This is a genomic window from Pseudomonas sp. NPDC089758, from assembly GCF_044748705.1.
Taxonomy (GTDB): domain Bacteria; phylum Pseudomonadota; class Gammaproteobacteria; order Pseudomonadales; family Pseudomonadaceae; genus Aquipseudomonas; species Aquipseudomonas putida_X.
On sequence record NZ_JBIVGN010000002.1, the window covers coordinates 271,746 to 297,553 of the forward strand.

The 25,808-nt window shown below is 63.1% G+C and carries 26 protein-coding genes; 15 read left to right on the plus strand and 11 right to left on the minus strand.

The genetic code is table 11. The annotated features are described in order from the left end of the window. The first annotated feature begins 151 nt into the window (after nt 1-151). The 4 genes from ACIPZH_RS03940 (at nt 152) to ACIPZH_RS03955 (ending at nt 5,306) form a co-directional block, all read left to right on the plus strand. Entirely contained in the window at nt 152-1,939 is a 1,788-nt protein-coding gene (locus ACIPZH_RS03940) for an N-acetylglutaminylglutamine amidotransferase (protein WP_349976050.1), read from the plus strand. 3 nt (nt 1,940-1,942) lie between these two features. Continuing rightward, nucleotides 1,943-3,688 carry an N-acetylglutaminylglutamine synthetase gene (ngg, locus tag ACIPZH_RS03945; protein ID WP_400635231.1) on the plus strand — a complete coding sequence of 582 codons (1,746 nt, stop codon included), beginning with the start codon at nt 1,943-1,945 and terminating at the stop codon, nt 3,686-3,688. 144 nt (nt 3,689-3,832) lie between these two features. Next, nucleotides 3,833-5,017 (plus strand): osmoprotectant NAGGN system M42 family peptidase, encoded by a 1,185-nt coding sequence (locus ACIPZH_RS03950; protein ID WP_241802857.1) that lies wholly within the window; start codon nt 3,833-3,835, stop codon nt 5,015-5,017. 61 nt (nt 5,018-5,078) lie between these two features. Continuing rightward, on the plus strand, nt 5,079-5,306 hold the full coding sequence (locus ACIPZH_RS03955) for a YheU family protein (protein WP_039603187.1): 228 nt from the start codon (nt 5,079-5,081) through the stop codon (nt 5,304-5,306). A gap of 54 nt (nt 5,307-5,360) precedes the next feature. On the opposite strand, the gene csrA is transcribed toward ACIPZH_RS03955, so the two are convergent. Together csrA and ACIPZH_RS03965 are read right to left on the minus strand one after the other, a co-directional pair. Beyond that, nucleotides 5,361-5,549 (minus strand): carbon storage regulator CsrA, encoded by a 189-nt coding sequence (csrA, locus tag ACIPZH_RS03960; protein WP_241802856.1) that lies wholly within the window; start codon nt 5,547-5,549, stop codon nt 5,361-5,363. A gap of 120 nt (nt 5,550-5,669) precedes the next feature. Further along, a complete protein-coding gene (locus tag ACIPZH_RS03965) occupies nt 5,670-6,485 on the minus strand; it encodes an SDR family oxidoreductase (protein ID WP_349976048.1) in 816 nt (271 codons plus the stop codon). Nucleotides 6,486-6,690: 205 nt separating this feature from the next. On the opposite strand from ACIPZH_RS03965, the gene ACIPZH_RS03970 reads away from it, so the two are divergent. Beyond that, the gene (locus ACIPZH_RS03970; RefSeq protein ID WP_003252624.1) at nt 6,691-6,843 is read left to right on the plus strand and encodes a DUF3309 family protein; all 153 of its coding nucleotides are present in this window, start codon (nt 6,691-6,693) and stop codon (nt 6,841-6,843) included. A 72-nt stretch (nt 6,844-6,915) separates the two neighbouring features. Here ACIPZH_RS03970 and ACIPZH_RS03975 read toward each other — a convergent pair whose 3' ends face one another. The 3 genes from ACIPZH_RS03975 to ACIPZH_RS03985 all read right to left on the minus strand — a co-directional run bounded on the left by ACIPZH_RS03975 (nt 6,916) and on the right by ACIPZH_RS03985 (nt 9,913). Continuing rightward, nucleotides 6,916-8,580 (minus strand): cation acetate symporter, encoded by a 1,665-nt coding sequence (locus ACIPZH_RS03975; protein ID WP_241802854.1) that lies wholly within the window; start codon nt 8,578-8,580, stop codon nt 6,916-6,918. Further along, nucleotides 8,577-8,888, minus strand: a complete 312-nt coding sequence (locus ACIPZH_RS03980) for a DUF485 domain-containing protein (RefSeq protein WP_176517221.1) — start codon at nt 8,886-8,888, stop codon at nt 8,577-8,579. Before ACIPZH_RS03980 ends, ACIPZH_RS03975 begins: the two co-directional genes overlap by 4 nt. A 164-nt stretch (nt 8,889-9,052) precedes the next feature. After that, entirely contained in the window at nt 9,053-9,913 is an 861-nt protein-coding gene (locus ACIPZH_RS03985) for a glycine betaine ABC transporter substrate-binding protein (RefSeq protein WP_400628605.1), read from the minus strand. A gap of 197 nt (nt 9,914-10,110) precedes the next feature. Between ACIPZH_RS03985 and ACIPZH_RS03990 the strand changes: the two genes are divergently transcribed. After that, nucleotides 10,111-11,676: a beta (1-6) glucans synthase gene (locus ACIPZH_RS03990; protein WP_400635234.1), complete on the plus strand. Its 1,566-nt coding sequence runs from the start codon at nt 10,111-10,113 to the stop codon at nt 11,674-11,676. A gap of 51 nt (nt 11,677-11,727) precedes the next feature. Here the strand turns inward: ACIPZH_RS03990 and ACIPZH_RS03995 are convergent, their stop codons facing one another. Continuing rightward, nucleotides 11,728-12,096, minus strand: coding sequence for a hypothetical protein (locus tag ACIPZH_RS03995; RefSeq protein WP_400635236.1), 369 nt, complete (start codon nt 12,094-12,096; stop codon nt 11,728-11,730). A 195-nt stretch (nt 12,097-12,291) separates the two neighbouring features. On the opposite strand from ACIPZH_RS03995, the gene ACIPZH_RS04000 reads away from it, so the two are divergent. Beyond that, the gene (locus ACIPZH_RS04000) at nt 12,292-13,590 is read left to right on the plus strand and encodes a serine/threonine protein kinase (RefSeq protein WP_241802847.1); all 1,299 of its coding nucleotides are present in this window, start codon (nt 12,292-12,294) and stop codon (nt 13,588-13,590) included. Further along, nucleotides 13,583-14,407: a VacJ family lipoprotein gene (locus ACIPZH_RS04005; protein WP_267821821.1), complete on the plus strand. Its 825-nt coding sequence runs from the start codon at nt 13,583-13,585 to the stop codon at nt 14,405-14,407. The genes ACIPZH_RS04000 and ACIPZH_RS04005 overlap by 8 nt, the downstream gene beginning before the upstream one ends. Before the next feature lie 56 nt (nt 14,408-14,463). Here the strand turns inward: ACIPZH_RS04005 and ACIPZH_RS04010 are convergent, their stop codons facing one another. Both ACIPZH_RS04010 and ACIPZH_RS04015 read right to left on the minus strand, forming a co-directional pair. After that, nucleotides 14,464-15,612 carry a patatin-like phospholipase family protein gene (locus tag ACIPZH_RS04010; RefSeq protein ID WP_400635237.1) on the minus strand — a complete coding sequence of 383 codons (1,149 nt, stop codon included), beginning with the start codon at nt 15,610-15,612 and terminating at the stop codon, nt 14,464-14,466. 66 nt (nt 15,613-15,678) lie between these two features. Beyond that, nucleotides 15,679-16,614, minus strand: coding sequence for a lipid A biosynthesis lauroyl acyltransferase (locus ACIPZH_RS04015; protein ID WP_241802836.1), 936 nt, complete (start codon nt 16,612-16,614; stop codon nt 15,679-15,681). A 111-nt stretch (nt 16,615-16,725) separates the two neighbouring features. On the opposite strand from ACIPZH_RS04015, the gene minC reads away from it, so the two are divergent. The 5 genes from minC to ACIPZH_RS04040 all read left to right on the plus strand — a co-directional run bounded on the left by minC (nt 16,726) and on the right by ACIPZH_RS04040 (nt 21,171). Further along, nucleotides 16,726-17,478: a septum site-determining protein MinC gene (minC, locus tag ACIPZH_RS04020; RefSeq protein ID WP_349976044.1), complete on the plus strand. Its 753-nt coding sequence runs from the start codon at nt 16,726-16,728 to the stop codon at nt 17,476-17,478. A 100-nt stretch (nt 17,479-17,578) separates the two neighbouring features. Continuing rightward, on the plus strand, nt 17,579-18,391 hold the full coding sequence (gene minD / locus ACIPZH_RS04025) for a septum site-determining protein MinD (protein WP_012313198.1): 813 nt from the start codon (nt 17,579-17,581) through the stop codon (nt 18,389-18,391). A 3-nt stretch (nt 18,392-18,394) separates the two neighbouring features. Then, nucleotides 18,395-18,649 (plus strand): cell division topological specificity factor MinE, encoded by a 255-nt coding sequence (gene minE, locus ACIPZH_RS04030; protein WP_241802832.1) that lies wholly within the window; start codon nt 18,395-18,397, stop codon nt 18,647-18,649. Between the two features lie 200 nt (nt 18,650-18,849). Further along, nucleotides 18,850-19,485: an RluA family pseudouridine synthase gene (locus ACIPZH_RS04035; protein WP_400628595.1), complete on the plus strand. Its 636-nt coding sequence runs from the start codon at nt 18,850-18,852 to the stop codon at nt 19,483-19,485. Nucleotides 19,486-19,881: 396 nt separating this feature from the next. Further along, the gene (locus ACIPZH_RS04040; RefSeq protein WP_241802829.1) at nt 19,882-21,171 is read left to right on the plus strand and encodes a M18 family aminopeptidase; all 1,290 of its coding nucleotides are present in this window, start codon (nt 19,882-19,884) and stop codon (nt 21,169-21,171) included. Here ACIPZH_RS04040 and ACIPZH_RS04045 read toward each other — a convergent pair. Next, nucleotides 21,147-21,935 carry a hypothetical protein gene (locus ACIPZH_RS04045; protein WP_400635239.1) on the minus strand — a complete coding sequence of 263 codons (789 nt, stop codon included), beginning with the start codon at nt 21,933-21,935 and terminating at the stop codon, nt 21,147-21,149. The genes ACIPZH_RS04040 and ACIPZH_RS04045 overlap by 25 nt on opposite strands. Nucleotides 21,936-22,222: 287 nt before the next feature. After that, entirely contained in the window at nt 22,223-22,417 is a 195-nt protein-coding gene (locus ACIPZH_RS04050; protein ID WP_400635241.1) for a hypothetical protein, read from the minus strand. Nucleotides 22,418-22,633: 216 nt separating this feature from the next. Between ACIPZH_RS04050 and ACIPZH_RS04055 the strand changes: the two genes are divergently transcribed. Both ACIPZH_RS04055 and ACIPZH_RS04060 read left to right on the plus strand, forming a co-directional pair. Beyond that, complete coding sequence (locus ACIPZH_RS04055) at nt 22,634-22,801, plus strand: hypothetical protein (RefSeq protein WP_012313193.1); 168 nt, start codon at nt 22,634-22,636, stop codon at nt 22,799-22,801. A 44-nt stretch (nt 22,802-22,845) separates the two neighbouring features. After that, complete coding sequence (locus ACIPZH_RS04060) at nt 22,846-25,002, plus strand: mechanosensitive ion channel family protein (RefSeq protein ID WP_400628589.1); 2,157 nt, start codon at nt 22,846-22,848, stop codon at nt 25,000-25,002. 27 nt (nt 25,003-25,029) lie between these two features. On the opposite strand, the gene ACIPZH_RS04065 is transcribed toward ACIPZH_RS04060, so the two are convergent. Then, a complete protein-coding gene (locus ACIPZH_RS04065; RefSeq protein WP_241802823.1) occupies nt 25,030-25,743 on the minus strand; it encodes a UTRA domain-containing protein in 714 nt (237 codons plus the stop codon). Nucleotides 25,744-25,808 lie beyond the last annotated feature (65 nt).

The following is a 25,808-nucleotide window of genomic DNA, read 5'->3' on the forward strand; positions in this document are numbered from 1 at the left end:
CCCAATCGCCGGCTTGCCGGCGATTGGCCGTAACGCAGGGCACTACTTATAACAGATCGATCTAAAACTCTCACAAATCCCCCAGGTCAGTTCCTTACAGGTGCCCTAAACTGGGGCGCTGATTCCCCAACGGAAAAACCGGTAAGGACCTATGTGCGGATTAGCAGGAGAGTTGCGTTTCACCCCCATCGACCAAGCCCCTCGCCCGGCGGACCTCGCCGCGGTAGAGCGCATGACCCATCACCTGGCGCCCCGTGGCCCCGACGCCTGGGGCTTCCATAGCCTGGGCCCGATCGCCCTTGGCCATCGCCGGCTGAAAATCATGGACCTGTCCGACGGCTCGGCTCAGCCCATGGTCGACAACACCTTGGGCCTGTCTCTGGCCTTCAACGGTGCCATCTACAACTTCCCCGAACTACGCCAAGAGCTACAGGACCTGGGCTACACCTTCTGGTCCGACGGCGATACCGAGGTGCTGCTCAAGGGCTACCACGCCTGGGGCGCGGCCCTGTTGCCCAAGCTCAACGGCATGTTCGCCCTGGCCATCTGGGAGCGCGACAACCAGCGCCTGTTCCTGGCCCGTGACCGCCTGGGCGTCAAGCCTTTGTACCTGTCGCGCAACGGCGAACGCCTGCGCTTTGCCTCGACCCTGCCAGCGCTGCTCAAAGGTGGCGACATCGATCCGATGATCGACCCGGTAGCGCTCAACCACTACCTCAACTTCCACGCGGTGGTGCCGGCGCCACGCACCTTGCTGGCCAATGTGCAAAAGCTCGAACCCGGCACCTGGATGCGCATCGACCGCCACGGTGAAGTCGAGCGCCAGACCTGGTGGCAGCTGCACTACGGCCCCAACCCGGACGAGCGCGACCTGGACCTGGAAGGCTGGACCACCCGTGTGCTCGATGCTACCCGTGATGCCGTCGGCATCCGCCAGCGCGCCGCGGTAGACGTGGGTGTACTGCTGTCCGGCGGCGTCGACTCCAGCCTGTTGGTCGGCTTGCTGCGGGAAGTGGGCGTAGATGACCTGTCGACGTTCTCCATCGGCTTCGAAGATGCCGGCGGCGAGCGCGGTGACGAGTTCCAGTACTCCGACCTGATCGCCAAGCACTACGGCACCCGCCACCACCAGCTGCGCATCGCCGAAAGCGAAATCATCGAGCAATTGCCGGCCGCGTTCCGCGCCATGAGCGAGCCGATGGTCAGCCACGACTGCATCGCCTTCTACCTGCTGTCACGCGAGGTGGCCAAGCATTGCAAGGGCGTGCAGAGCGGCCAGGGTGCCGACGAGCTGTTCGCCGGCTACCACTGGTACCCGCAGGTGGACGGCGCCGATGACGCCTTTGGCGCCTACCGCGATGCGTTCTTCGACCGCAGCCATGCCGAGTACCGCGATACCGTGCAAGCCCCTTGGCTGCTGGAGACCGATGTTGCCGGCGACTTCGTGCGTGAACACTTCGCCCGCCCGGGCGCGCCTGACGCGGTGGACAAGGCGCTGCGCCTGGACAGCACGGTGATGCTGGTCGACGACCCGGTCAAGCGGGTCGACAACATGACCATGGCCTGGGGCCTGGAAGCCCGTACGCCGTTCCTGGATTACCGCCTGGTCGAGTTGTCGGCACGCATCCCGGCGCGCTTCAAACTGCCCGATGGCGGCAAGCACGTGCTCAAGCAAGCCGCACGCCGGGTGATCCCCCATGAGGTGATCGACCGCAAGAAAGGCTACTTCCCGGTACCCGGCCTCAAGCACCTGCAAGGCGCCACCCTGGACTGGGTACGCGAGCTGCTCACCGACCCCAGCCAGGACCGCGGGCTGTTCAACCCGACCATGATCGACCGCCTGCTGAGCAACCCGCATGGCCAACTCACCCCGCTGCGCGGCTCCAAGCTGTGGCAGCTGGCGGCGCTGAACCTGTGGCTCAGCGAACAAGGAATCTGACCGATGAAAGCCCATGAAACTGCCTACGGTCAGCGCCTGTTGCGTGGCCAGACGCCGTCTTACGAGCGCCTGCAGGCGCGCCTGGCCGGCGATGGCAGCGAACCCCACGACCAGCCGCGTGCGCTGCACTGCGGCTGGGGCCGGCTGCTGATAGGTCACACCTACCCCGACCCGGCCAGCCTGGCCGAGGCACTGCAGCAGGAACGCCCCGGCGAGCGTGACATCGCGCTGTATGTGGCGGCCCCTCAACAGCTGCTGGCGCAGGCACCGCAGCAGCTGTTTCTGGACCCGTCCGACACGCTGCGGCTGTGGTTCACCGACTACCGCCAGGCGCAACGCGTGTTTCGCGGTTTCCGCATCCGCCGTGCACAAAGCAGCAGTGACTGGCAGGCGATCAACACCCTGTACCAGGCACGCGGCATGCTGCCGGTGCAGCCGGAACTGCTGACGCCGCGCCACCAGGGCGGGCCGGTGTACTGGCTGGCCGAGGATGAAGACAGCGGCGCGGTGATCGGCAGCGTCATGGGCCTGAACCACAGCAAGGCGTTCGATGACCCCGAACACGGCAGCAGCCTGTGGTGCCTGGCCGTGGACCCGCATTGCACCCGCCCTGGCGTGGGTGAGGTGCTGGTGCGCCACCTGGTCGAGCACTTCATGAGCCGCGGCCTGGCCTACCTGGACTTGTCGGTGCTGCACGACAACCGTCAGGCCAAGCGGCTGTATGAGAAGCTCGGTTTCCGCAACCTGCCGACCTTCGCCGTCAAGCGCAAGAACGGCATCAACCAGCAATTGTTTCTTGGCCCCGGCCCTGAGGCGGGGTTGAACCCGTATGCACGGATCATCGTCGATGAGGCCTACCGCCGTGGCATCGAGGTGCAGGTGGACGACGCCGCAGGCGGGCTGTTCACCCTTAGCCTCGGCGGGCGCCGCGTGCGTTGCCGCGAGTCGCTCAGCGACCTGACCAGTGCGGTCAGCATGACCCTCTGCCAGGACAAGCGCCTGACCCAGCAAACCTTGCACAATGCAGGCTTGCTGGTGCCGGTGCAGCAACTGGCCGGTAACGCCGACGAAAACCTGGCATTTCTCGAAGAGCACGGCGCGGTGGTGGTCAAACCGGTCGATGGTGAGCAGGGCCAAGGGGTGGCGGTGAACCTGACGACCTACGAGGAAGTCAGCCAGGCCATCGAACACGCTCGCCGCTTCGACAGCCGCGTGCTGCTGGAGAGCTTCCATCCGGGGCATGACCTGCGCATCGTGGTGATCGGTTTCGAAGTGGTTGCAGCGGCGGTTCGGCATCCGGCCCAGGTGGTCGGTGACGGCAAGCACAGCATCCATCAGTTGATCGAAGCCCAAAGCCGCCGCCGTCAGGCCGCTACCGGTGGTGAAAGCCGCATTCCGCTAGACGACGAGACTGAGCGCACCTTGCGCGACGCCGGTTTCGACTACACCAGCGTACTGCCCGCAGGCCAGCGCCTGGCTGTGCGCCGCACCGCCAACCTGCACACCGGCGGCACCCTGGAGGACGTTACCGAGCGCCTGCACCCGGTGCTGGCCGATGCCGCCGTGCGCGCTGCGCGGGCGCTGGAGATTCCAGTGGTGGGCCTGGACCTGATGGTGCGTGATACCGAACAGCCGGACTACGTGATCATCGAGGCCAACGAGCGCGCCGGCTTGGCCAACCATGAGCCGCAGCCAACTGCAGAGCGCTTTGTCGACCTGCTGTTCCCGCACAGCCGGGCGTTGGCGTGAATCAATGACGGCCCTCTCGCCGGCAAGCCGGCTCCCACTGGTCTCTCGCGCAGCTTCCTGAACCTGTGCATTACCCCCTACCTGTGGGAGCCGGCTTGCCGGCGAGAGGGCCTGCAAGAGCAAAGCAATACCTGAGGAGTACCCATGTCTGAACGATACCCCGAGCCGGACCTTGACTACCTCAAGCGCGTCTTGCTGGAGATGCTTGCCATCCCCAGCCCGACCGGCTTCACCGACACCATCGTGCGCTATGTCGCCGAACGCCTGGACGAACTGGGCATTCCCTTCGAACTGACCCGCCGCGGCACCATCCGTGCCACCCTCAAAGGCCGGCAAAGCTCCCCGGACCGCGCCGTCTCGGCCCACCTGGACACCATCGGCGCCAGCGTGCGCCAGCTGCAGGACAACGGCCGCCTGGCCCTGGCCCCGGTGGGGTGCTGGTCGAGCCGCTTCGCCGAGGGCAGCCGGGTCAGCGTCTTCACCGACACCGGCGTGTTCCGCGGCAGCGTATTGCCGCTGATGGCCAGCGGGCACGCCTTCAATACCGCCATCGACCAGATGCCCGTCAGCTGGGAACATGTCGAAGTGCGCCTGGACGCCTACTGCGCCACCCGCGCCGACTGCGAGTCCTTGGGGATTGCCATCGGCGACTTCGTGGCATTCGATCCGCTGCCGGAGTTCACCGAGAGCGGCCATATCAGTGCCCGCCATCTGGACGACAAAGCCGGCGTGGCAGCGCTGCTGGCGGCCCTCAAGGCAGTGGTGGAAAGTGGCCGCCAGCCGATGATCGACTGCCACCCGCTGTTCACCATTACCGAAGAAACCGGCTCAGGCTCTGCCGCTGCCCTGCCCTGGGACGTCAGCGAGTTCGTCGGCATCGACATCGCCCCGGTAGCACCCGGCCAGGCATCGAGCGAGCACGCGGTCAGTGTGGCCATGCAGGACTCGTCGGGGCCCTACGATTACCACCTGTCACGCCACCTGCTGAAACTGGCCGGCGACCAGGATGTGCCGGTGCGCCGTGACGTGTTCCGCTATTACTTCAGCGATGCCCATTCGGCGGTCACCGCCGGGCACGACATCCGCACCGCGCTGGTGGCGTTCGGTTGCGATGCCACCCACGGTTACGAGCGCACCCATATCGACAGCCTGGCCGCGCTCAGCCGCCTGTTGTCGGGTTACCTGCTCAGCCCGCCGGTGTTCGCAAGCGATTCCAACCCGACCAATGCGTCCCTGGAGCGCTTCAGCCACCAGCTGGAGCACGATGCGCAGATGGAGAGCGACACCCGGGTGCCTGCAGTCGACAGCCTGGTGGGGAACAAGGAGTGAGCCGCAGCGGCCCGGTTTGGCGTAGCATGGGCGCATTCCGTTACCAAGCTGATTGCCGCCCATGCTGATCCCCTACGAACACCTGCAAGCCGAAACCCTGACGCGCCTGATCGAGGACTTCGTCACCCGTGACGGCACCGACAATGGCGACGACACGCCACTGGAAACCCGTGTGCTGCGGGTGCGCCAGGCGCTAGCCAAGGGCCAGGCGTTCATCCTGTTCGACCCGGAAAGCCAGCAGTGCCAGCTGCTGGCCAAGCACGATGTGCCGCGCGAACTGCTCGACTGATCGATACCCACCGCTTCGCGGCACTCGCCCGCGAAGCGGTGGGTAACGTCGACATCAAGCCGATTTGCCCTTGCGCTTCTCCCCTGCCTTTATCCGCTTGTACACCTCTGCCCGGTGCACCGACACTTCACGCGGCGCGCTCACGCCAAAACGCACCATGCCATTGCGTGTTTCCACCACCTTGATCTGAATGTCGTCACCAATGTTGATGACTTCGCCGACTTCACGTCCAATGACCAACATGTTCCGGCCCTCCGGCAACAGGAAAAACCGGAGATTGCATGGGGAAATCCGCTGACTCAACGCCCCGGGAGCAATTCAGAGCAAGCCTACACTGGCTGGTAATTCGCCCTACAGACGGTACTACAATCCGCGCGCCTGGGCCTTGCTACGCATCTTCACCGCCATCTCTGCCATCTCGTCATACAGCCGCTGCGGCGCCTGCTGCTTGAGCTGCCAGGCCTGGCGCCCGGCCTCGTGGGGCAGGATCAGGAATTCACCGGCCTCGACCTGCTGGTGGATGTAGTCGGCGATGTCCGCTGCACTGATCGGCGAGCCCTCCAGCAGTTTGCCCACCTGGGCCTTCATGGCCGGGTTCGGGCCACGGAAGGAGTCCAGCAGGTTGGTCTGGAAGAACGACGGGCACACCACGTGCACCGCCACTTCCAGCTGGCGCAGCTCTACCAGCAGGCTCTCCGACAGCGCCAGCACACCGGCCTTGGCAACGTTGTAATTGCTCATGCCCGGCCCCTGCATCAGGGCCGCCATCGACGCCACATTGATGATGCGCCCCTTGCTGCGCTCGAGCAGTGGCAGGAAGGCCTTGCAGCCCTTGACCACGCCCATCAGGTTGACCGCGATCTGCCAGTCCCAGTCTTCCAGCGACAGCTCGGCGAAGAAGCCGCCCGACGCTACACCGGCGTTGTTGACGATCACGTCGATACCGTCGAACTTCTCTTCGCAGGCCTGGGCCAGGGCGGTCAGCTGGCTGTAGTCGCGCACGTCGCAGCGCTGAATGAAACCCTCGCCACCGGCACCCCGCACCTGCTCAAGGGTTTCGCGCAGCCCTGGCTCGTTGACATCGGCCAGCGCCAGGCGCCAGCCCTCGCGCGCCCAGCGCAGGGCAATCTCGCGGCCGAGGCCGGAACCGGCGCCAGTGATCATGATGCGTTTGTGCATGGTGGCAGGCCTTGTACTGATGGGTGATGAGCCCAGTCTAATCAAGGCGTTGCCGTCAGGGAGGGTCCATCAGGGTAGTGAATGGGTGGGCATGACCCTACGGTCGTGCCAAGCAAATGGAATCTTTGCCAAGCGGCGCCGGTCCGAATTAACAAGAGGCCAGCTACTCGAGGCCCTTGACCCCTAACCACGCAAGGACTCCGTCATGACCACGATCCTCATCATCATCCTCATCCTGCTGTTGATTGGTGGCTTACCGGTCTTCCCGCACTCGCGCAGCTGGGGCTATGGCCCGTCCGGCATCATTGGCGTGGTGCTGGTGATACTGCTGGTGTTGTTGTTGCTTGGGATGATCTAGCGCTGTCAGGCGCTGCAAAAAAAAAACCGCGCTACGGCATCAGCCGCAGCGCGGTTTTTCATTGGGCGTCAATCAGTGCGACACGGCGCCCGAAGCCCCCAGGCCAGTCTGCGAGCGGACGAACTGCGGGAAGAACAGTGCACGTTCGCTTTCAGCTGCCTTGGACTTGTCGGTGACCGAGAAGAACCAGATACCGACGAAGGCAATCAGCATCGAGAACAGCGCCGGGTACTCGTACGGGTAGATAGGCTTCTCGTGGCCGAGGATCTGCACCCAGATGGTCGGGCCAAGGATCATCAGCGTCACTGCACTCACCAGGCCCAGCCAGCCGCCGATCATGGCGCCGCGGGTGGTCAGCTTTTTCCAGTACATCGAAAGCAGCAGGACTGGGAAGTTGCAGCTGGCGGCAATGGAGAACGCCAGGCCGACCATGAAGGCGATGTTCTGCTTCTCGAACAGAATGCCCAGGCCGATCGCCAGCACGCCAAGGGCGATGGTGGTGATCTTCGACACACGGATCTCGTCCTTGTCGTTGGCCTTGCCCTTGCGCCATACGCTGGCGTACAGGTCATGGGACACCGCCGAGGCACCGGCCAGGGTCAGGCCGGCAACCACCGCCAGGATGGTGGCGAACGCTACCGCCGAGATGAAGCCCAGGAAGATACTGCCACCCACGGCATCGGCCAGGTGCACCGCCGCCATGTTGTTGCCGCCCAGCAGGGCGCCGGCGGCGTCCTTGAAGTCCGGGTTGGTGCTGACCAACAGGATCGCGCCAAAGCCGATGATGAAGGTCAGGATGTAGAAGTAGCCGATGAAGCCGGTGGCGTAGAGCACGCTCTTGCGGGCTTCCTTGGCGTCACTGACGGTGAAGAAGCGCATCAGGATATGCGGCAGGCCGGCAGTACCGAACATCAGCGCCAGGCCCAGCGAGAACGCCGAGATCGGGTCCTTGACCAGGCCGCCCGGGCTCATGATCGCCTCACCCTTGCTGTGCACCTTGATCGCTTCGGAGAACAGGGTGTTGAAGTCGAAGCCTACGTGCTTCATCACCATCAGTGCCATGAAGCTGGCACCGGACAGCAGCAGGACGGCCTTGATGATCTGTACCCAGGTGGTGGCCAGCATGCCGCCGAACAGTACGTACAGGCACATCAGGATGCCCACCAGGATCACCGCGACATGGTAGTCCAGGCCGAACAGCAGCTCGATGAGCTTGCCGGCGCCGACCATCTGCGCGATCAGGTAGAAGGCCACCACCACCAGTGAACCGGAGGCCGACAGGGTACGGATTTCCTTTTGCCCCAGGCGGTAGGACGCTACGTCGGCAAAGGTGTATTTGCCCAGGTTGCGCAGGCGCTCGGCGATCAGGAACAGAATGATCGGCCAGCCGACCAGGAAGCCGATCGAGTAGATCAGGCCGTCGTAGCCGGAGGTGAACACCAGCGCGGAAATACCCAGGAATGACGCTGCCGACATGTAGTCGCCGGCAATCGCCAGACCGTTCTGAAAGCCGGTGATCTTGCCGCCGGCAGCGTAGTAGTCGGCTGCCGACTTGTTACGCTTGGAGGCCCAGTAGGTGATGCCCAAGGTAAAGGCGACGAAGGCCACGAACATGGCGATCGCTGCGACGTTCAGCGGCTGTTTCTGCACCTCGCCGGTCAGGGCATCGGCTGCCCACACGGCGGGTGCGAAAACGCCGCAGGCCAGTACGGCCAAGGCTTTGGTGTGGCGAATCATTGTTGCGCCTCCTTGAGGATGGCCTTGTTCAGCTCATCGAATTCGCCGTTGGCGCGGCGCACGTAGATGGCGGTCAGGACGAATGCCGAAACGATCAGGCCGACGCCCAGGGGGATGCCCCAGGTAATCGACGACTCAGGGCTGAGCTTGGCGCCCAGCAGATGAGGACCGTAGGCGATCAGGAGGATGAAGGCGCAGTACAGGCCGAGCATGATCGCCGAGAGAACCCAGGCGAACCGTTCGCGCTTGCTGACCAGCTCCTTGAAACGGGGGCTGTTTTGTATCGAGAGGTAAATGCTGTCGTTCATTGTTTTTGTCCTAGCAGCACAGATAGGGGATGGAACCCACACCGTCACTTTATGCTGCCTTTGAACGCCAACCAGACGACCTTAGTCTTAGATGCAATGCTGTTTTGCAGAATCAGTAACAAAGCGGGGCCACTGTGTGGCCCCGTTCTGGAGAATCTGATCGGTTATTTGCCCGTCCACTCCTGGACACGATCGGGGTGCTTGGCTACCCAATCTTTCGCCGCAGCTTCAGGCTTGGCACCTTCCTGAATCGCCAGCATCACCTCGCCAATCTCATCCTTGGAATTCCAGCTGAACTTCTTCAGGAACTCGGCCACTTCCGGCGCTTTGGTCGCCAACTCTTTGCTGCCGATGCTGTTGACCGTCTCGGCCGCACCATAGACGCCCTTGGGGTCTTCAAGGAACTTCAGCTTCCATTTGGCGAACATCCAGTGCGGCACCCAGCCGGTCACGGCGATGGACTGCTGCTTGGCGTAGGCACGGCCCAGTTCTGCGGTCATCGCCGCGCCGGAGCTTGCCTGCAGCTTGTAGCCGGTAAGGTCGTAGTCCTTGATGGCCTGGTCGGTCTTGAGCATGACCCCGGAGCCTGCGTCGATGCCGACGATCTTCTGCTTGAAGCTTTCATCGGTCTTGAGGTCTGTGATGCTGTTGGCCTTGACGTACTCCGGCACGATCAGGCCGATCTTGGCATCCTTGAAGTTGGCGCCGTAATCGACCACGTTGTCCTTGTTCTTGGTCCAGTACTCACCATGGGTTACCGGCAGCCAGGCCGAGAGCATGGCGTCGAGTTTGCCGGTGGCTACACCCTGCCACATGATGCCGGTGGCCACGGCCTGCAGCTTCACGTCGTAGCCGAGCTTCTGCTTGATCACTTCGGCGGCCACGTTGGTGGTCGCCACGCTGTCGGCCCAGCCATCCACGTAACCGATGCTCACTTCTTTGGCCATGGCCTGTGCACCGCTCATGGCCAATACCAGGGCGGTGCCCGCCCCCAGGAGTCGTCGCATTTTTTTCAAAGTTGCCATCAAAGCATCCCCTCGTCAGGTCTCGGAGATTGCATCATGGTCCTGCTAGGGCGCCCAACCTGCTCCAGCTGCGACCTGCACCCGAACCCTTTGCGACAGCACTGTGCCATTAGCGGCATCTGCCTGCGCCATTCTGCGCGATCCTTGCATGCCAAAGGTTTGGCGCCGGGCTACTATCTAACGCTTTGCGCCTGACGATGGACCGCCTGATGCCCAGCCCTGCCCGCCTGCTGCTCCCGCTGTACCTGTTCGCCTGCCTGCTTGCCCTCTCAGGGCTTGGGGCGCTCTGGTACACGCTCGGCAAGCCGATCCTGCTACCGGACGCGGCCAGCCCCACGCACAAATTGCAGTGCGCCTCCTACACCCCGTTCGACAAGGACCAGTCGCCGTTCGACCAGCCTTTTCGCTTGCGCCCGGCGCGCATGGACGCTGACCTGGCGCTGTTGGCTGAACGATTTCAGTGCATCCGCACCTATTCCATGACCGGACTGGAAGCGATCCCGGCACTGGCGCGCAAGCATGGCCTGAAGGTGATGCTCGGGGCCTGGGTCAATGCCAACCCGGTGGATACCGACAAGGAAGTGGATCTGCTGATTGCCGCCGCCAACGCCAATCCGGATGTGGTCAGTGCGGTGATCGTGGGCAACGAGGCGTTGCTGCGCAAGGAAGTGACCGGCGAGCGCCTGGCCGCGCTGATCGGCAACGTGAAGCGCCAGGTCAAGGTACCGGTGACCTATGCCGATGTCTGGGAGTTCTGGCTGCAGCACCCGCAGGTGGCGCCAGCGGTGGACTTTTTGACGATTCACCTGTTGCCCTACTGGGAGGACGACCCGCGTGGTATCGAAGATGCCCTGGCGCATGTCGCCGATGTGCGTCGGGTGTTCGGTACGCGCTTTGCGCCCAAGGATATCTTCATCGGCGAAACCGGCTGGCCCAGCGAAGGCCGCCAGCGCGAGACGGCCGTGCCCAGCCGGGCCAACGAGGCACGCTTCATCCGCGGTTTCGTCGCCATGGCCGAGGCCAATGGCTGGCACTACAACCTGATCGAAGCCTTCGACCAGCCGTGGAAGCGCGCCAGTGAAGGCGCGGTGGGCGGCTACTGGGGGCTGTACGATGCCGACCGGCAGGACAAAGGGGTACTCGAGGGCCCGGTGAGCAACCTGCACCACTGGCCGCAATGGTTGCTGGCAAGCGTGGTGTTTATGGCAACGATGCTGCTGTTCGCCGGGCGTCCTGGCACCGCGGCTGGGGCTTTGCTGTTGCCCTTGCTGGCGGCGTTTGGAGCTGGCTGCCTGGGGCTGTGGGGCGAGTTGATGCGCACCCACGCACGGTTCGCCGGGGAATGGCTGTGGGCGGCGTTGCTGGCGGGGCTGAACCTGCTGGTGTTGGCCCATGCGGTGCTGGCGCTGGCGCGCCGGGCTGGCTGGCGGGAACGTTGGTTCGCCTGGTTCGAGGCGCGCGCAGGGTGGCTATTGCTGGCGGCGGGCTTTGCGGCGGCAGTGAGCATGCTGGCGATGGTGTTCGACCCGCGTTATCGCAGTTTCCCCACGGCGGCGCTGGCGTTGCCGGCTGTGGTTTACCTGTTGCGCCCGGTGGCGGCGGCACGGGCAGAGGTGGCGCTGCTGGCATTCATCGTCGGGGCCGGGGTGATGCCTCAGCTGTACCGGGAAGGGCTGGAGAATCAGCAGGCCTGGGGTTGGGCGGTGGTCAGTGTGCTGATGACAGCGGCGTTGTGGCGGAGTTTGCGCGTGCGCAAGGCGTGATCCTCCATCGCCGACAAGCCGGTGAGACAGTTGCCAACACAGCAATTGCAGTCAGCCGCGCCGCGCTTGCCGGACCAGCCGTAACCCCGCCAGCACCACAGCAAACACCGCAATGCTAGCGGTATACAGCACCAGCGCCGGGATGCCGAACACCAGCGCCAATACCGCCAGCCACCAACCGTTGCGCCCGCCAACCACCTGCGCCAGCAACGCCAGCGCAAGCCCGGCCCAGGCCATCACCTGAAAGTGAATCCCCAACCCCAGCACCGAGCGCACCTGGCACTGCCAGTGCTCACCGGGCACGGCGCAAAGGCCGACCCACTGCGCATCCTCCATCAACTCGTAACGCACGCCGTAACTGGCAGCCAGCCACAAGGCGAGAAACAGCAACAGCAGCGCAGCCGGCAAGGTACGAGACATCCTGTTCTCCAATAGCAGTAATCGAAACGGTGCATGATCGCCTAAGGCCGGTTGTAAGGCAAAATCACAATCCTGCAGCTATGTTGCAGATAACAAGCACACCAAAGGCCACCGCACTTGGCAACTTTGCCAAGGCACTTGTGGTCCTAGCCTGCGTAGCGCAGTACCTTGCTCGCGTTCTTTCTGGGGGATTACATGCTTCGATATTGGCGCCTAGCCGCCCTTCTTGGCGGCCTGCTCATGGCTGTGGCCGCTTCTGCGCGCGACATCGACGCCGCGACCTACGGCTTCCCCTTGACCAACCCGTTCGAGGCGACGATCGCCACGACGCCGCCCGATCAGCGACCAACGCTGCCCAGCGACGACGAAATCGACCAGAGCGACTACAGCCTGAATTTGCGCCCGGAGCGTGAGTTCACCCTGCCCGACAACTTCTGGGCAGTGAAAAAGCTCAAGTACCGACTGGCTCGCCAGGACCATGAAGCGCCGCTGATCTTCATCATCGCCGGCACCGGCGCACCGTATTCGAGCACCATCAACGAATACCTGAAAAAGCTGTTCTACCAGGCCGGTTACCACGTGGTTCAGCTGTCGTCGCCGACCAGCTACGACTTCATGAGCGCCGCCTCGCGCTTCGCCACCCCGGGCATCAGCCGGGAAGACGCCGAAGACATGTACCGGGTGATGCAAGCCGTACGTGCCCAGCACCCACGCCTGCCGATCAGCGAGTACTACCTCACCGGTTACAGCCTGGGCGCACTGGACGCAGCGTTCGTCAGCCACCTGGATGAAACCCGTCGCAGCTTCAACTTCAAGCGTGTGCTGCTGCTCAACCCGCCGGTCAACCTGTACACCTCGATCAACAACCTCGACAAACTGGTACAGACCCAGGTCAAAGGCATCGACCGCAGCACCACGTTCTATGAGCTGATGCTGGAAAAGCTCACCCGCTATTTCCAGGACAAGGGCTACATCGACCTCAACGAAGCCCTGCTGTATGACTTCCAGCAGTCGCGTCAGCACCTGTCCAACGAACAGATGGCGATGCTGATCGGCACCTCGTTCCGCTTCTCGGCGGCCGATATCGCCTTCACTTCGGACCTGATCAACCGGCGCGGCCTGATCATCCCGCCCAAGTACCCAATCACCGAAGGCAGCAGCCTTACGCCGTTCTTCAAGCGTGCCCTGCAATGCGACTTCGACTGCTACATGACTGAGCAGGTGATCCCGATGTGGCGCGCCCGTACCGACGGCAACAGCATCCTGCAACTGGTCAACCAGGTGAGCCTGTACGCGCTGGAGGACTACCTGCGCAACAGCCCGAAAATCGCCGTGATGCACAATGCCGACGATGTCATCCTCGGCCCGGGCGATATCGGTTTCCTGCGCAAGGTGTTTGGTGATCGCCTGACCCTTTACCCCCATGGCGGCCATTGCGGCAACCTCAACTACCGCGTCAACAGCGACGCCATGCTGGAGTTCTTCCGTGGTTAACAAATTCCTCTTCGCCACCGCCCTGCTGTTTGCCGGCAATGCCCTGGCCGCGGAAACCGCGCCGCGCACCAGCGTGATCGAGTCCGACCCTCAGGTAACCGCCCAACCTTTGGCCCCCGAAGCGGACGGGTTCATCGACCCGCTGCGCGAACTGAAATTCAACCCAGGCCTGGACCAGCGCGAGTTCGAACGCTCCACCTTGGCGGCGCTCAACGTATACGACCCGCTGGAGTCGCTGAACCGGCGCATCTACCACTTCAACTACCGCCTGGACCAGTGGGTGCTGCTGCCGCTGGTGGACGGCTACCAGTACGTCACGCCCCGGTTCGTGCGCACCGGGGTGAGCAATTTCTTCAACAACCTGGGCGATGTGCCGAACCTGTTCAACAGCGTGCTGCAGCTCAAGGCCAAGCGTTCGGCAGAGATCACCGCACGGCTGATGTTCAATACCATCATCGGTGTGGGTGGCCTCTGGGACCCGGCGACCAAGATGGGCCTGCCGCGCCAGAGCGAGGATTTTGGCCAGACGTTGGGCTTCTATGGCGTGCCTGATGGCCCGTACATCATGCTGCCGGTACTGGGGCCGTCGAACCTGCGCGATACCACCGGGGTGGTGGTGGATTACGCCGGCGAACAGGCGATCAATTACCTGAACATGGCCGAGGTGAGCACCGATCATCCGGAAATCTTCCTGCTGCGCGCGGTGGACAAGCGCTACACCACCAAATTCCGCTATGGCCAGCTCAACTCGCCCTTCGAGTATGAGAAGGTCCGGTATGTGTATACCCAGTCGCGCAAGCTGCAGATTGCCGAGTAACGCGCTGCCGTAAAGGCGGCTTGGTGTCGCGATGGGCCGCACGGCGGCCCCATCGATTACAGCCCCAGAAACTGCACCAGCTCCCGCCGCTTGGTCAGCGCATCCCGCCGCCCCAGCTCGATCAGCTCACTGCAATAGCTGGCCTCGAACAGCAGGTAGCTCAACACCCCCGCCCCGCTGGTCCGCGTCGCCCCCGGGCCGCGCAGGAACACCCGTAGCGCCGCCGGCAGCTCACGCCGATGCCGCGCGGCGATTTCGTCCAGCGGCTGGCTGGGCGCCACCACCAGCACCTCGATCGGCGCCAGCCCCAGGCGTCGCGCATCCAGGTGGGCCGGCAGCAGGCGGCTCAGGTGGTTCAAGCGCTGCAACAGCTCGATATCGCCTTCCAGGCTGTCGATGAACGTGCTGTTGAGCATATGCCCTGCGATCTGCGCCAGGCTTGGCTGGTGCCCACTGAACACGCGCTGGGGCGGCAACGGCGGTGCTGGCCGTTGCGGGTTGCCGCTGACGCCGACCACCAGCACGCGGCTGGCCCCCAGGTGCAGCGCCGGGCTGATCGGCGCCGACTGGCGTACCGCGCCGTCGCCGTAGTACTCGTCACCGAGCCGAACCGGGGCGAACAGCAGCGGGATAGCCGCGCTGGCCAGCAAGTGGTCAACGGTCAATGGCGTGGGCACGCCGAGGCGGCGGTGGCGTAGCCAGGCGTCGATGGTGCCGCGGCCTTGGTAGAAGGTCACCGCCTGGCCAGACTCGTAACCGAATGCGGTGACCGCAACCGCGCGCAGCTGCTCGCTGGCCAGGGCATGGGTGATGCCATCCAGGTCGATGTGCGCCTGCAACAGGCCGCGCAGCGGGCTGCTGTCGAGCAGCGCAACCGGTGCTTGGCCGCCCAGCCCTAGCAGGCTGTGGCCGACGAAGCGGCTGGCCTGGCGGATCACACCCGGCCAGTCGCTGCGCACCACCAGGTGGCTGCCCAGGTTCTGCCAGAAGGCGGTGAGCCTGTGTACCGCCTCGTTGAAGCGCATGGCGCCACTGGCCAGGGTCACGGCATTGATGGCGCCAGCCGAGGTGCCGACGATCACCGGGAAGGGGTTGGCTGCGCCGGCAGGCAGCAGCTCGGCGATGCCGGCCAGAACACCGACCTGGTAGGCGGCGCGGGCGCCGCCGCCAGAGAGGATCAGGCCGGTGGTGGGGGGTGGGGCCATGTCTTGCTCCCAGGATCTTTGACTGCCAGCGCTGGCCTCATCGCCGGCAAGCCGGCTGCCACATGGTCAGCGCTTTTTCTTGTCATACAGCCGCGGCGCACCTTCAGGCCGCGACTTGAAGCGCCGGTGCGCCCACAGGTATTGCTCGGGGCACTCGCGCAACACGCCTTCGATCCACTGGTTGATGCGCAGGCAATCGGCCTCTTCGCTTTCACCGGGGAAGCCTTCCAGCGGCGGGTGGATCACCAGGCGATAGCCACTGCCATCCTCCAGGCGCTTCTGGGTGAAGGGAATGACCTGCGCCTTGCCCAGGCGGGCGAACTTGGTGGTGGCGGTGACCGTTGCCGCCTGGATGCCGAACAACGGCACGAACAGGCTCTGCTTGGCGCCGTAGTCCTGGTCGGGCGCATACCAGATGGCGCGCCCGGCACGCAGCAGTTTGAGCATGCCGCGCACGTCTTCACGCTCTACGGCCAGCGAATCGAGGTTGTGGCGCTCACGGCCGCTGCGCTGGATGAAGTCGAACAGCGCATTGCCATGCTCGCGGTACATGCCGTCGATGGTGTGCACCTGGCCGAGCAAGGCGGCACCGATCTCCAGGGTGGTGAAATGCACGGCCATGAGGATCGCGCCCTGCCCGGCCTGTTGCGCGGCTTGCAGGTGCTCGAGGCCCTCGATGTGCGCCAGGCGCGCCAGCCTGGCCTTGGGCCACCACCAGCTCATGGCCATTTCGAAGAAGGCGATGCCGGTGGAGGCGAAATTCGCCTTCAACAAACGGCGCCGTTCGTCGACGGACATCTCGGGGAAACACAGTTCCAGGTTGCGTGCAGCGATGCGTCGGCGCTCACCGGCCACCCGGTACATCAGCGCGCCCAGGGCAGCGCCAAGCCACAGCAGGGCGCGGTAGGGCAACTGCACCACCAGCCACAGCAGGCCCAGGCCCAGCCACAGGCCCCAGAACCTGGGGTGAAGGAAATAGGGACGAAAACGCGGGCGTTCCATTGAAGCTTCCGGTAAGTCAAAGGCCGAGCATTCTACATCGGATCGGCGCCGGTTGCGGCCAACCGGTCTTATCGTTATAAGTCAGGGCACTTTTTCCGCAACAAGCCGTCTATGCAGACCATGAGCCCAAACCACACACCCGACACCGCCTCCGTGTTCCAGCTCAAGGGCAGCATGCTCGCCATCACTGTGCTGGAGCTGGGGCGCAACGACCTTGAAGCCCTCGACCGCCAGTTGGCGGCGAAAGTGGCCCAGGCCCCCAATTTCTTCAGCAACACGCCGTTGGTGCTGGCGCTGGACAAGCTGCCAGCCGACGAAGGGGCGATCGACCTGCCCGGGCTGATGCGCATCTGCCGTCACCACGGCCTGCGGACCTTGGCGATCCGTGCCAGCCGCATCGAGGACATCGCTGCGGCGATCGCCATCGACCTGCCGGTACTGCCGCCCTCCGGCGCCCGTGAGCGTCCGCTGGAGCCCGAGCCGGAAGTGAAAAAGCCCGAGCCGGCACCGGCGCCCGCTGCAGAGCCGGAAATCCGCCCGACGCGGATCATCACTTCGCCTGTACGTGGCGGCCAGCAGATCTATGCTCAGGGTGGCGACCTGGTGGTCACAGGGTCGGTAAGCCCGGGTGCGGAACTTCTCGCCGATGGCAACATCCATGTGTACGGCGCCATGCGCGGCCGTGCCCTGGCCGGCATCAAAGGCAACACCAAGGCCCGTATCTTCTGCCAGCAGATGACCGCCGAAATGGTCTCCATCGCTGGCCAGTACAAGGTCTGCGAGGACCTGCGCCGCGACCCGCTGTGGGGCGGCGGCGTGCAAGTCAGCCTGTCTGGTGACGTGTTGAACATCACCCGTCTTTAACGGATACTTGCCGTCATTTTTAGAGCAACTTTTTTACCTGTTGCCGTTTTTTTGCATTTTGCTGGGACGCCTGTCCCGACTTATTTAGGGGTGAAACACCTTGGCCAAGATTCTCGTCGTTACTTCCGGCAAGGGGGGTGTGGGCAAGACCACCACCAGCGCCGCCATCGGCACCGGCCTCGCACTGCGCGGCCACAAGACGGTCATCGTCGACTTCGACGTGGGCCTGCGTAACCTCGACCTGATCATGGGCTGCGAGCGCCGCGTGGTTTACGACTTCGTCAACGTGGTCAACGGCGAAGCCAACCTGCAGCAGGCCCTGATCAAGGACAAGCGCCTGGAGAACCTGTACGTACTGGCCGCCAGCCAGACTCGCGACAAGGACGCGCTGACCCAGGAAGGCGTTGAAAAGGTTCTGATGGACCTCAAAGAACAGTTCGAGTACGTGATCTGCGACTCGCCGGCGGGTATCGAGAAAGGCGCGCACCTGGCCATGTACTTCGCCGACGAAGCCATCGTCGTGACCAACCCGGAAGTATCTTCGGTACGTGACTCCGACCGTATGCTGGGCATCCTGTCGAGCAAGTCGCGCCGCTCCGAAAACGGGGAAGAGCCGATCAAGGAACACCTGCTGATCACGCGTTACCACCCGGAGCGTGTCGTCAAGGGCGAAATGCTGAGCGTGGCCGACGTGGAAGAGATTCTGTCGATCAAGCTCAAGGGCGTGATCCCGGAGTCGCAGGCGGTACTCAAGGCGTCCAACCAAGGTATCCCGGTCATTCTCGATGATCAGAGCGATGCCGGCCAGGCCTACAGCGATGCGGTCGACCGCCTGCTGGGCAAAGAGAAGCCGATGCGCTTCATCGATGTACAGAAGAAGGGATTCTTCGAGCGCATTTTCGGGAGCAAATAAACCATGAACCTTTTTGACTTCTTTCGTGGCAGACAGAAACAGACCAGTGCGTCGGTGGCGAAAGAGCGTCTACAGATCATCGTGGCGCATGAGCGCGGCCAGCGCAGCGAACCGGACTACCTGCCGGCGCTGCAAAAAGAGCTGCTCGAGGTGATCCGCAAGTATGTGAACATCGGCAGCGATGATGTGCACATCGAACTGGAAAACCAGGGTAGTTGCTCGATTCTGGAGCTGAACATCACGTTGCCTGAGCGCTGATACAGCGAACTGGCTCGATCATTGGGGCTGCGTTGCAGCCCATCGCCGGCAAGCCGGCTCCCACAGGGTCTGCGTTGTACCTCTGGAACCCGGTTTGCCGGCGTCTACGGGGCCTGCGCGGTACGTGTGGGAGCCGGCTTGCCGGCGATGGGCCGCAACGTGGCCCCAATGGTTTTCCCCGATTTGACCGAGAACCCGTAATGCCGCTGTCGAACGTCCAGATCCTTCATGAAGACGCCGCCATCCTGGTGGTCAACAAGCCGACCCTGCTGCTGTCGGTGCCAGGCCGCGCCGATGACAACAAGGATTGCCTGATCACTCGCCTGCAGGAAAACGGCTACCCGGATGCGCTGATCGTCCACCGCCTGGACTGGGAAACCTCCGGCATCATCCTGCTGGCCCGCGATGCCGACAGCCACCGCGAGCTGTCGCGCCAGTTCCACGACCGCGAGACCGAGAAGGCCTACACCGCGCTGTGCTGGGGCCAGCCGGTGCTGGACAGCGGCAGCATCGACCTGCCCCTGCGCTACGACCCGCCCACCAAGCCACGTCATGTGGTGGACCATGAGCAAGGCAAACACGCCCTGACCTTCTGGCGCATCCTTGAGCGTTGCGGCGACCACTGCCGGGTGGAGTTGACGCCAATCACTGGCCGTTCGCACCAGTTGAGGGTGCACATGCTGTCGATCGGGCACCCGCTGCTCGGTGACCGTTTGTATGCCAACCCCGAAGCCTTGGCGGCGCATGATCGCTTGTGCCTGCATGCAGCAATGCTGAGCTTCACCCACCCCGTTTCCGGCGAACGACTGAAGTTCGAATGTCCTGCGCCTTTTTGAGCGGCAAGCTGCAAGCTACAAGCTGCAAGTAAAAGCAGATCGCGTTGGAGCTTACTCCGTGGTTTGCTCTTGCTTGCGGCTTGTGGCTTGCGGCTTGAAGCCCAAGTGCCCTGCGCTGTTTAAGCGGTAAGCTTCAAGCTTCAAGCTTCAAGCGAAAGCAGATCGCGTTGGAGCTTACACCGCGGTCTGCTCTTGCTTGCGGCTTGCAGCTTGAAGCTTGAAGCTGCAAGCGAAAGCAGATCGCGTTGGAGCTTACACCGCGGTCTGCTCTTGCTTGCAGCTTGCAGCTTGCAGCTTGAGGCTTGAGGCTTGAGGCTTGAGGCTTGAGGCTTGAGGCTTGAGGCTTGCAGCTTGCGGCTTGAAGCTTCAAGCTTGCAGCTCGAATTGGAGTGAGTTATGCGTGAAGCACTGAACACCGGTCTGATTGATTTTCTCAAGGCCTCCCCTACGCCCTTTCACGCCACCGCCAGCCTGGCCCTGCGCCTGGAAGCGGCCGGCTACCAGCGCCTGGACGAGCGTGACAGTTGGGCCACGGTGCCTGGCGGCCGCTATTACGTCACCCGTAACGATTCTTCGATAATCGCCATCAACCTCGGCAAACAAGCACCGCTGCTCGGGGGCATTCGCATGGTCGGTGCGCACACCGACAGCCCGTGCCTGCGGGTCAAGCCGCAGCCAGAGCTGCAGCGCCAAGGTTTTCTGCAGCTGGGTGTGGAAGTGTACGGCGGCGCCCTGCTGGCGCCGTGGTTCGACCGTGACCTGTCGCTGGCCGGGCGCGTGACCTTCCGGCGTGATGGCAAGGTCGAAAGCCAGCTGATCGACTTCAAGCTGCCGATCGCCATCATTCCCAACCTGGCAATCCACCTCAACCGCACGGCCAACGAAGGCTGGCAGATCAACCCACAGAACGAACTGCCGCCGATCCTCGCCCAAGTGGCCGGTGACGAGCGCATCGACTTCCGCGCCCTGCTCACCGAGCAACTGGCCCGTGAGCACCAGCTCAATGCCGATGTGGTACTGGACTACGAGCTGAGCTTCTACGACACCCAGGACGCCGCATTGATCGGCCTGAACGGTGACTTCATCGCCGGGGCACGCCTGGACAACCTGCTGTCGTGCTACGCCGGCCTGCAGGCGCTGCTGGCCGCTGACAGTGACGAAACCTGCGTGTTGGTGTGCAACGACCACGAAGAAGTCGGCAGTTGCTCGGCCTGCGGCGCCGACGGCCCGATGCTCGAGCAAACCCTGCAGCGCCTGCTGCCGGACGGCGACACCTACGTGCGCACCATCCAGCGCTCGCTCATGGTCTCGGCCGACAATGCCCACGGGGTGCACCCCAACTACGCCGACAAGCATGACGGCAACCACGGGCCCAAGCTCAACGCAGGGCCGGTGATCAAGGTCAACAACAACCAGCGCTATGCCACCAACAGCGAGACCGCCGGGTTCTTCCGCCACCTGTGCATGGCCGAAGAAGTACCGGTGCAAAGCTTCGTGGTGCGCAGCGACATGGGTTGCGGCTCGACCATCGGCCCGATCACCGCCAGCCACCTTGGCGTGCGCACGGTCGACATCGGCCTGCCGACCTTTGCCATGCACTCGATCCGTGAACTGTGCGGCAGCCATGACCTCGCGCACCTGGTGAAGGTGTTGACCGCGTTCTACCGCAGCCGCGAACTGCCCTGACCTCCTGCATCGCCCGCCCCTTCAGTGGCGGCGGGCGGTGCCGACGAAGACGCGGGGTTCAGCAGCGCGTCGAGGTCGAGGCGGCCTTCAGGGGCCCAGTTCATGTATTGCCAGAGGGAGAAGCCTTCGGGGAGGCTGCCAAGTTCCTCCTCCAGGCGAGCCAGCCGCCCGGCGACTTTATCGCCCTCATTGCTCGGGTAATTGAGCCGTTCCACTGGCGTTAAGTTGTTCAGGTACTCCAAGTAACCTTTCATCAGTGGGCGGGAGTCCCCTGTCGTGTCGGAGTACTGGATCAGCCGTGAAAAGAAGGCTTCGTCCAGATCAGACTTCGCTAGTTCTGCCGCGTACCGCTCTTCCTCAGAGTAGGACCGCTCGTCCTGAATAATCGCCACCAGCGCATCTCTGCCCAGGCTTGCAAATGGATTCTGCGCGTCAGTCTTCGCACCGTGCCGGTGGTTGAGATAGTCCAGCGCACGTTGAAAGCGCTCCGCTTCCTGACCGGAATAGCCCTGCGGCGGCTCGGTCTGGCTGAATTTTTGGTACCCCGCATTCTGAAGTTTTGTCTGTACCCGTACGCCCAAACTTGGATCCCCATAGATTCGCTTGTGCAGGGCACTGACCTCGGCATCCTTTGCCGCTAAGGCTTTGCTTTGCGCTGACAAGGTGACGGTTTCATCCTGGGGGGGCGCAGCCGCGGGCTTGGCAGCCGATGAGGCAGGCATATCACGAACAACAGGCACATAGGGCGTTGTAGTAATTTTCATCGTGGTTCTCAGGTCGCTTGGAAATAAGTGGAGCGCCCGCCAAGGAGCGCTCTTCATGTTTTACTGAAGGGTGAACCTGACGGAATAATTGTAGGGCATCCGACTTTCAATTCGCTCCATCTTCACGGTACAACTGGCTCGCGTCGAGCCAATGGAGCCTCTTTTTTCCAGGATGGCAAATAACCAGGCGGCGTCGCTGTGTGAGAAACAGAGAAGCGACACTTCTTGCTGCCGGCTGTGTACACAAAGCGCATTCCTGATACCGAATCCGCGTAACTGGTAACCCTTTAAGTCGCGACAGAATTAGGATTGACAGCTGACATGAGCGGACTGGAGGTCCCGGTCATGTGTTCATGCGTATAGCTAGCAATCGCATTGGTTTTATTATCTATCAACACCGTCGCTTCATTGTTTGCCGCATACAACGACATACTGTGTATCGCGACCAACGCGAGCGAAAGTCCCTTAATCAACATTTTCATTACTAATCCTCTACAGGGGAAAGGCAGACTTTTTGCGGGCCCTATACTGTTATCGACACAGCGAAGCTATTCTTTGTAGGAAAGAGATCTGATAAACATGTAGGAAAAATAACCAGAATATAAACGCCATAAACATAAGCTGACGCACATCAAGCTGTTCCACCGTTTGCGCACTATGCTTAAAGCATCCCCTCACGTGCAGAAGGATCGCCCGTCATGTCCCCTTTCCTGTCCCTGTTCGTCCCCGTGTTCGGTTTCCTGATGCTGCTGACCATCGGCTTCAGCCTGCGCGAGCGCGACGTCGGTGTGCTGATGATGTGGATCGGCACCTTGGGCATCTTCGGCCTCACCTGCTGGAAGATCCTGGAGAAACTCCCCACATAAACCTCTACACTCGGCCAATCGTTTGACCTGAGGTAGATTTCCCGGTGCCAGCCCTTCTGCGTTGCCTTGCCCTGCTGCTGTTTCTGTTCATCGCCCCGGTACAAGCGGCCGGCCTGCCCGGCCTGCTTGGTTCCAGTGCGCCGGCCCAGCCGGAAGCCACCGAGCCGTTGGGCAAATCGCTGGACGAGGTGATCAAGAACCTGGAGAACGACCAGCAACGCGCCAAGCTGCTGGCCGACCTGAAAAAGCTGCGTGACGCCACCAAGCAGTCGCAACCTACTGTCGAACAGGGCGTGCTGGGGTTGATAGGCGGTGCGCTGCATGATTTCGAAAAGCAGTTCAGCGGCGACGCCAGCCCGTTCCACCGCTGGACGCTGGAAATCGACCAGGCCCAGGCGGAGCTGGCGGCACTGGTGGTGCCCGTACACCAATGGCCGGCGATCCTGTTCGGCTTTGCCGCGATCATCGCCGTGTGGAGCCTGCTGGCCTATGCGTTCAACTGGATCAGCCACCGTGTGCGAGTGCGCTTCGGGCTGACCGAGGAATTGCCACAGCACCCGCGCCCCTGGGACCTGGTGCGCTTCGCCCTGCGCAAGCTCGGGCCTTGGCTGGTGGCGCTGGTGTTCACGGTGTACCTGAGCTTTGCCCTGCCCTCCTCGCTCGGCAAGTCCATGGCCATGGTGCTGGCCTATGCGCTGGTGGTGGGCACCTGCTTCTCGGCCATCTGCGTGATCGCCTTCTCGTTGCTCGACGGCCCGCACCGCCACCGCGCATTGCACATCCTGCGCCACCAGGCCTTCAGGCCGCTGTGGCTGATTGGCAGCTTCGCCGCCTTTGGCGAAGCGATGAGCGACCCACGCCTGACCGTCGCCCTTGGCACGCACCTGGCGCACACCCTGGCCACCCTGGCCAATGTGATTGCCGCGCTGTGCACCGGGCTGTTCATCCTGCGCTTCCGCCGCCCGATCGCCCACCTGATCCGTAACCAGCCACTGTCGCGGCGCCTGACCCGGCGCACCCTGAGCGACACCATCGAAATCCTCGGCAGCTTCTGGTACATACCGGCGATGATCCTGGTGGCGATCTCGCTGTTCGCCACCTTCGTGTCGGCCGGCGACACCAGCACCGCGCTGCGCCAGTCACTGATGTGCACGGTACTGGTGGTGCTGTGCATGGTGCTCAACGGCCTGGTACGCCGCCACGCGGCCAACCCCAAGCGCGCCAGCAAGCGTCAGGCGGTGTACACCGAGCGCCTGCGCAACTTCGCTTATGTGCTGGTGCACCTGTTCATCTGGCTGGTGTTCATCGAGCTGGGGCTGCGCGTGTGGGGCCAGTCGATGATCAGCTTTGCCGAAGGTGAGGGGCATGAAGTCAGCCTGCGCCTGCTTGGCCTGGCCGGCACGCTGATTGTCGCCTGGCTGGTGTGGATCCTGGCCGACACGGCCGTGCACCACGCGCTGGTGGGTTCGCGTCGTGGCCTGGCCAATGCCCGCGCGCAAACCATGATGCCGCTGATCCGCAACGTGATGTTCGTGGTGATCTTCATCATTGCGCTGATCGTCGCCCTGGCCAACATGGGCATGAACGTCACGCCGCTGCTGGCCGGTGCCGGTGTGATCGGTCTGGCGATCGGTTTCGGCGCGCAGTCGCTGGTGGCCGACCTGATCACCGGGCTGTTCATCATCATCGAAGACTCCCTGGCCATCGACGACTATGTCGATGTGGGCGGCCACCTGGGCACCGTCGAAGGCCTGACCATCCGCACCGTACGCCTGCGTGACATCGATGGCATCGTGCACACCATCCCGTTCAGCGAGATCAAGAGCATCAAGAACTACTCGCGCGAGTTCGGTTATGCGATCTTCCGGGTGGCCATCCCGCACAGCATGAATATCGACCAGGCCATCACGCTGATCCGCGAAGTGGGGCAGAAACTGCGCAACGATCCACTGATGCGCCGCAATATCTGGTCACCCCTTGAGCTGCAAGGGGTGGAAAGTTTCGAGTCGGGGTCGGCGATTCTCCGGGCACGCTTCAAGACCGCGCCCATCAAGCAATGGGAAGTGTCGCGGGCGTTCAACCTGGCCTTGAAGCGCCAGCTGGATGCCGCAGGGCTGGACCTGGCGACGCCACGTTTGTCGGTGCAGGTAGTGACGGCGGGCGGCGGCGCGATGGCAGAGGCCGGCGGCGCTGCCAGTTAGCCCCTGCGCGGGCCTGCAGAGCAGCCACTAGCCCGCCTGGGCGCGGATGCAGATCGCATCATGCCGCCAGTACTCCAGGTCACAGTCGATCAGGTGCCCATGCTGGTCACTGTTGACCCGGGTGATATGCAGCCCCGGGCTGCCGGTGGACACCTTCAAGGCCGCCGCCGCCGCCACGGGTAACGCCGTGGGCAGGATTTCAAAGCACACCTGCCCATAGCGGATGCCATAGACCCGCCCATAGATCTCGGTCAGCGACTGCGCCAGGTCATGTTCGAGGATTTCGGGAAAGTAGCGCGGGTTGAGGTAATGCTCGGCATACAGCACCGCCCGCCCATCGATACGCCGCAAGCGGCAGATGCGGATCACGCTGGACAGCGCCGGCAGGTGCAGCCGCGCGCAAATGGCCGCCGATGCCGGTTGCAACCGGGCCGAAAGCAGTTCGGTACTGGCCACCCGCCCCTGGCTGCGCACCATCGCATGAAAATGGCTACGCTCGATCAGGTCGTAGGTCAGCCGCTCGGGGGCGACGAACCAGCCGCGCCGCTCTTCGCGGTAGATCAGCCCTTGGGCTTCCAGTTGCACCAGGGCCTCGCGCAGGGTGATACGGGTGGTATCGAACACCTCGCTGAGCTTGCGCTCGGACGGCAGCTTGCCGCCCGGCGCCAGCAGGCCGTGCTCGATCTGCTCCTGCAAGGCATGGCAGATGGCTGTTACCGCACGCGGTGGCGTCGACTGCATCAAGGGTTACCTATCTGGACTAGTCCAGCCCCAGAACAGGGCACTTGGAGAATAGTGCAAGCCTA

Coding starts and splice junctions, on each gene's coding strand:
- ACIPZH_RS03940 (WP_349976050.1), top strand. CDS start 152: ATGTGCGGATTAGCAGGAGAGTTGCGTTTCACCCCCATCGACCAAGCC.
- ngg (WP_400635231.1), top strand. CDS start 1,943: ATGAAAGCCCATGAAACTGCCTACGGTCAGCGCCTGTTGCGTGGCCAG.
- ACIPZH_RS03950 (WP_241802857.1), top strand. CDS start 3,833: ATGTCTGAACGATACCCCGAGCCGGACCTTGACTACCTCAAGCGCGTC.
- ACIPZH_RS03955 (WP_039603187.1), top strand. CDS start 5,079: ATGCTGATCCCCTACGAACACCTGCAAGCCGAAACCCTGACGCGCCTG.
- csrA (WP_241802856.1), bottom strand. CDS start 5,549: ATGTTGGTCATTGGACGTGAAGTCGGCGAAGTCATCAACATTGGTGAC.
- ACIPZH_RS03965 (WP_349976048.1), bottom strand. CDS start 6,485: ATGCACAAACGCATCATGATCACTGGCGCCGGTTCCGGCCTCGGCCGC.
- ACIPZH_RS03970 (WP_003252624.1), top strand. CDS start 6,691: ATGACCACGATCCTCATCATCATCCTCATCCTGCTGTTGATTGGTGGC.
- ACIPZH_RS03975 (WP_241802854.1), bottom strand. CDS start 8,580: ATGATTCGCCACACCAAAGCCTTGGCCGTACTGGCCTGCGGCGTTTTC.
- ACIPZH_RS03980 (WP_176517221.1), bottom strand. CDS start 8,888: ATGAACGACAGCATTTACCTCTCGATACAAAACAGCCCCCGTTTCAAG.
- ACIPZH_RS03985 (WP_400628605.1), bottom strand. CDS start 9,913: ATGGCAACTTTGAAAAAAATGCGACGACTCCTGGGGGCGGGCACCGCC.
- ACIPZH_RS03990 (WP_400635234.1), top strand. CDS start 10,111: ATGGACCGCCTGATGCCCAGCCCTGCCCGCCTGCTGCTCCCGCTGTAC.
- ACIPZH_RS03995 (WP_400635236.1), bottom strand. CDS start 12,096: ATGTCTCGTACCTTGCCGGCTGCGCTGCTGTTGCTGTTTCTCGCCTTG.
- ACIPZH_RS04000 (WP_241802847.1), top strand. CDS start 12,292: ATGCTTCGATATTGGCGCCTAGCCGCCCTTCTTGGCGGCCTGCTCATG.
- ACIPZH_RS04010 (WP_400635237.1), bottom strand. CDS start 15,612: ATGGCCCCACCCCCCACCACCGGCCTGATCCTCTCTGGCGGCGGCGCC.
- ACIPZH_RS04015 (WP_241802836.1), bottom strand. CDS start 16,614: ATGGAACGCCCGCGTTTTCGTCCCTATTTCCTTCACCCCAGGTTCTGG.
- minC (WP_349976044.1), top strand. CDS start 16,726: ATGCAGACCATGAGCCCAAACCACACACCCGACACCGCCTCCGTGTTC.
- minE (WP_241802832.1), top strand. CDS start 18,395: ATGAACCTTTTTGACTTCTTTCGTGGCAGACAGAAACAGACCAGTGCG.
- ACIPZH_RS04035 (WP_400628595.1), top strand. CDS start 18,850: ATGCCGCTGTCGAACGTCCAGATCCTTCATGAAGACGCCGCCATCCTG.
- ACIPZH_RS04040 (WP_241802829.1), top strand. CDS start 19,882: ATGCGTGAAGCACTGAACACCGGTCTGATTGATTTTCTCAAGGCCTCC.
- ACIPZH_RS04045 (WP_400635239.1), bottom strand. CDS start 21,935: ATGAAAATTACTACAACGCCCTATGTGCCTGTTGTTCGTGATATGCCT.
- ACIPZH_RS04050 (WP_400635241.1), bottom strand. CDS start 22,417: ATGAAAATGTTGATTAAGGGACTTTCGCTCGCGTTGGTCGCGATACAC.
- ACIPZH_RS04055 (WP_012313193.1), top strand. CDS start 22,634: ATGTCCCCTTTCCTGTCCCTGTTCGTCCCCGTGTTCGGTTTCCTGATG.
- ACIPZH_RS04065 (WP_241802823.1), bottom strand. CDS start 25,743: ATGCAGTCGACGCCACCGCGTGCGGTAACAGCCATCTGCCATGCCTTG.